We start from the raw sequence: 4435 nt of genomic DNA, 5'->3' as shown, positions 1-4435 counted from the left end.
CCTCCGCTCCCGCCCCCTCCGGTGCCGCCGAGACGGGCGGACTCTCCGCCGAGGAGCGGGCCCGGCTGCTCGCCGAGGCACAGCGGTCGCTGGACGCCATGATCGGGCTGCAGCCCGTGAAGCGGCAGGTGCTGACCCTGCTCGCGCAGTTGCGCATGTCCGCGCTGCGGGAGGAGCAGGGCCTGCCCGGCGGGGCCCGGCCCCGGCACTTCGTCTTCGCGGGGCCGCCCGGCACCGGCAAGACGACCGTCGCCCGGATCATCGGCCAGGTCTTCGCCGGGCTCGGGCTGCTGAGTTCGGGGCACGTGGTGGAGGCCCAACGCGTGGACCTGGTCGGGCAGCACCTCGGCTCGACGGCCCTCAAGACCAACGGGGTCATCGACTCGGCGCTGAACGGGGTCCTGTTCATCGACGAGGCGTACGCGCTGCACAACACGGGGATCAGCGGCGGCGACGCCTTCGGTGCCGAGGCGCTCCAAGTGCTGCTGAAGCGGGCCGAGGACGACCGGGACCGGCTCGTCGTCGTACTCGCCGGATACCGGGAGGAGATGGCCGGGCTGCTCGCGTCCAACCCCGGTCTGGTCTCGCGGTTCAACACCCGCGTCGACTTCCCCTCGTACTCCGCCGGGGAACTGGTCCTGATCGCCCGGTCCGTGCTGGCGTCCCAGGGCGACGAACCCGACGCCGGCGCGCTCGACGTCCTGGCCTCCCTGTGCACGGCGATCGTGGAGGGCGGCAGGGCCGACATCGTCGGCAACGCGCGGTTCGCCCGCGAGCTGTGCGCGAAGGCGTCCGCGCAGCGCGATCTGCGGCTGTTCTCCGCGCACACCGACTCCACGCCGACCCGCCAGGAGATGGTCACCGTCCTCGCCGGCGACATCGTCGCCGCGCACGACGAGCTGATGGAGGCGTACCGGGGCGGGGACGCGGCGTAGGCGGCACAGGATCCGGCGGCACACCCGCCGGCCCCGATTACGATCGATCGGGTGTGCGCAAACGTGATCGTCGCCGAAGACGACGAGAATCAGGCCGAACTCCTCCGCCGCTACCTCGAACGCGAGGGCCACCGGGTGACCGTCTGCCCCGACGGCCTCGCGGCACTCGACGCGGTACGGCACCGGGAACCCGATCTGCTGGTCCTCGATGTGATGATGCCCAGGGCCGACGGCCTCGACGTCGTACGCGTGCTGCGCGCCGAACACCGTGAGCTGCCGGTCCTGATGCTCACGGCCCGCACCACGGAGGACGATCTGCTGCTCGGCCTCGATCTGGGCGCCGACGACTACGTGACCAAGCCGTACAGCCCGCGCGAGCTGATGGCCCGGGTGCGTACGCTGCTGCGCCGCAACCGGCATGCGGCGGGAGGCGATCCGGACGACTCGGGTGTGCTGCGGGTGGGGGCGCTGGTCGTGGATCCGGTCCGGCACGTGGTGTCGGTGGAGGGGCGGGCCGTGGAGTGCACGCCCGGCGAGTTCCGGATTCTGTCCGCGCTCGCCGCCGAGCCCGACCGGGTGTTCTCGCGGCAGCAGCTCCTCGCCGAACTGCACGGCTTCGACCGGTACATCAGCGACCGGACCGTCGATGTGCACGTGATGAACCTGCGCAAGAAGATCGAACCGGCCCCGCGCCGGCCGGTCCGGCTGCTCACCGTCTTCGGTGTCGGCTACAAACTGACGGACCCGGCGAAGGCGGCTGCCCGTGCGACGACTTCGTAGCAAGGGGCGCCCCGGCACGGGCGGCGCCCGGCGGCCCGTGCCGCTGCGCAAGAGCCTGTTCGCCCGGCTGCTGGCCGTCTCGGCGCTGGTCGCGGCCTGTTCGGTGGCGGCGACCGCCTGGCTCGCCGTACAGACGACGTCCGGCGCGATCCGCCAGGAGCAGGGCCAGAACCTGGCCGCCGACGCCCGGATCTACCACCGCCTGCTCGGCTACGCGGCGGCTCATCCCACCTGGGACGGTGTCGGGAAGACGGTCCGTGAGCTGGCCGAGCAGTCCGGCCGGCGGATCGCCCTGACGACCCAGGCGCGCGCCCCGCTCGCCGATTCGGCGGCCACGGACGCGGCGGCGCTGCCCGCCCAGGCGTCGGCCGTCGTCGACCCGTTGTCCGTGGACACCGCGCTGGCGTCCGAGGGCGCCGGGGTGACGGGCACGACCACGGACCGGGTCGACCCGCGCGCGGTGGGGCCGTTCCGGCTGCCCTCATCGGAGCGGACCCGGCTCCGGAAGATCGCGGACCGGGGCGTGGCCTGCCTCGGCGACTTCGGGATCGCCGCGGACGTGGTCGCCGGTGCGAGCGGCCGGCCCCTGATCCAGGTGGTGGGCGGCAACGACCCCGAGCGGATCCAGGGCACCCGCTGCGCCGTCGACGCGCTGGACACCCCGACGGCCACCGAGCGGAAGGCCCTGAAGGCGCTCAACCAGCTGGCCGACGCCTGTCTGGAGCGCCAGGGCCGCGACGGCGTCCACCTCAAGCTGGGCCTGTCGTGGGGCCAGGCCTCCGAGCCCGTACCGGCGGAGGCGGTCCCGGTGCCCGCGGCGGCGGCGCCCACCCTGCCGCCGTCCACCGCGCCGAGCGTCCGGGCGACCGAGGCACCCGGCGAGGCGCCGAGTCCGGTGGCGAGCGCCGTACCGGGTCCGGGCGACCAGCAGGCGGCCACCACCGGTGCGGACGACCGGGCCATCGCCTCCTGCGTGGGCACGGCCCGCCGGGAGCAGCTGAGTTCGTACGTCGCTTCGCCCGCGCTGCTGTTCATCGGCGACCCGGGCGGAGGCACCGTGCCCGGCTTCGACCTCTCCCCGGCGAACACCGCGCGGATCGCGGGCGCGGCGGCCCTGGTGCTGGCCCTGACCGTCGGCGCCTCGGTGCTCGTCGGCGCCCGCCTCGTACGCCCGCTGCGGGCCCTGACGGGTGCCGCCCAGCTGATGCGCGACGGGGAGGACACCGCGCCGGTGGTGGTCGCCGCGGACAACGAGATCGGACGGCTCGCCGCCACCTTCAACGACATGTCCGCCCACCGCGCCCGTCTGGAGGCCCAGCGCAAGGCCATGGTCAGCGATGTCGCCCATGAACTGCGCACCCCGCTCAGCAACATCCGGGGCTGGCTGGAGGCGGCGCAGGACGGGGTGGCCGAGCCGGACCCGGCGTTCATCGCCTTCCTGCACACCGAGGCGGTCCAGCTCCAGCACATCATCGACGACCTCCAGGACCTGGCGCAGGCGGACGCCGACGCGTTGCGGCTGCACCCGGAGCCGGTACGGGTGGAGGAGCTGCTCGGCCAGGTCGCCGCCGCGCACCAGGCGCGGGCGGACGCGGCGGGCGTCGCGCTCCGCGTCCGGCCACCGGACCGCCCCCTGCCGCCGCTGACGGCCGACCCGGTCCGGCTGCGGCAGGCCGTGGGCAACCTGGTGTCCAACGCGGTGCGTCACACCCCGGCGGGCGGGGAGGTCACGCTGCGGCCGTACGGCTCCGGGGACGGGGACGCGGTGCTCGTGGACGTCGCCGACACGGGCAGCGGCATCCCGGCCGAGGACCTGGCCCATGTCTTCGACCGGTTCTGGCGCGGCGAGAAGTCCAGGAGCCGTCGCACGGGCGGCAGCGGGCTGGGCCTGGCCATCGTGCGCAAACTCGTGGAGGCGCACGGCGGTTCGGCCACGGCGGTGAGCACACCGGGCGAGGGCTCGGTCTTCACACTCCGCCTCCCGGCCGACGAGGCGGCCCCTGGTACTCCGGACGACGCTGATGCGATGGACACAACGGTCTGACAGCTTCCTCACAACTTGGCGCGAGCCTGTCCGCATGCCTCGCACCGCGGTGCGCACCCGCACCGCGGCCGCCCCTGAGGCCCATCCGGAACGGAGCTCTGCCCATGCCCCTGCGTACGTCCCTGCGTACCGCCCTCCTCGCCGCCGTCGCGGCCGGCGCGGTGTGCGTCCCGGCCACCTCGGCGTTCGCCGACTCCTCGGCCAAGCCGTCCGCCGAGCCGACCCGTCCCCCGGCGGAGCAGTCCGCCGAGCCGACGGTCGCCCCGTCGGCCGAGCCGTCCCGCGCGCCGTCGGCCAGGGCCACCGAGCCGCCCACGGCGGTGCCCTCCGCGGCTCCTCGCGGCGGCGTCGCGGCCGGTGAGCACCCGGCCGGCACCTCCGGCGACAACACCACCGCCATCGCCGGCTCCGCGGCCGCCGCGCTGGTGCTGGGCGGCGCCGGGACGATCGTCCTGCGCCGCCGTACCGCCCGCCGCGACGGCTGACCCGTCCCGCAGCCGATGACCAGCAGTGGCGCCGTCCCACGACCGGGCGGCGCCACTGCCGTCGTACGACCCCTGGAGCCCTCTCGCATGCGCCGCACTCCTCTCGCCGCCGCCCTCACCCTCACCGCGCTCGCCGCGCTCACCGCCTGCTCGGGCACGTCCCCCGCCCCGGCGAAGTCCGCGTCCACCCC

Annotated in this window: 4 protein-coding genes; all 4 read left to right on the top strand. The window is 74.9% G+C overall.

Annotation, left to right across the window (positions count from 1 at the left end; all coding sequences use genetic code 11):
- A partial coding sequence (locus EAO73_RS34830; protein ID WP_147975536.1) for an AAA family ATPase occupies positions 1-935 on the top strand: 935 nt, incomplete at its 5' end.
- Positions 936-986: 51 nt separating this feature from the next.
- A complete protein-coding gene (locus EAO73_RS34825) occupies positions 987-1715 on the top strand; it encodes a response regulator transcription factor (RefSeq protein ID WP_224756584.1) in 729 nt (242 codons plus the stop codon).
- Positions 1699-3759, top strand: a complete 2061-nt coding sequence (locus EAO73_RS34820; RefSeq protein ID WP_147975535.1) for a sensor histidine kinase — start codon at positions 1699-1701, stop codon at positions 3757-3759. Before EAO73_RS34825 ends, EAO73_RS34820 begins: the two co-directional genes overlap by 17 nt.
- A 104-nt stretch (positions 3760-3863) precedes the next feature.
- Entirely contained in the window at positions 3864-4244 is a 381-nt protein-coding gene (locus EAO73_RS34815; protein ID WP_147975534.1) for a hypothetical protein, read from the top strand.
- The last annotated feature ends 191 nt before the right edge of the window (positions 4245-4435 follow it).

The organism is Streptomyces sp. col6 (assembly GCF_008042035.1).
Lineage (GTDB): Bacteria > Actinomycetota > Actinomycetes > Streptomycetales > Streptomycetaceae > Streptomyces.
This window is presented reverse-complemented; position numbering and strand designations above follow the sequence as displayed.

What these genes read in the sequence shown, in the direction of transcription:
- EAO73_RS34815 (WP_147975534.1), top strand. Translation starts at nt 3,864, where the DNA reads ATGCCCCTGCGTACGTCCCTGCGTACCGCCCTCCTCGCCGCCGTCGCG.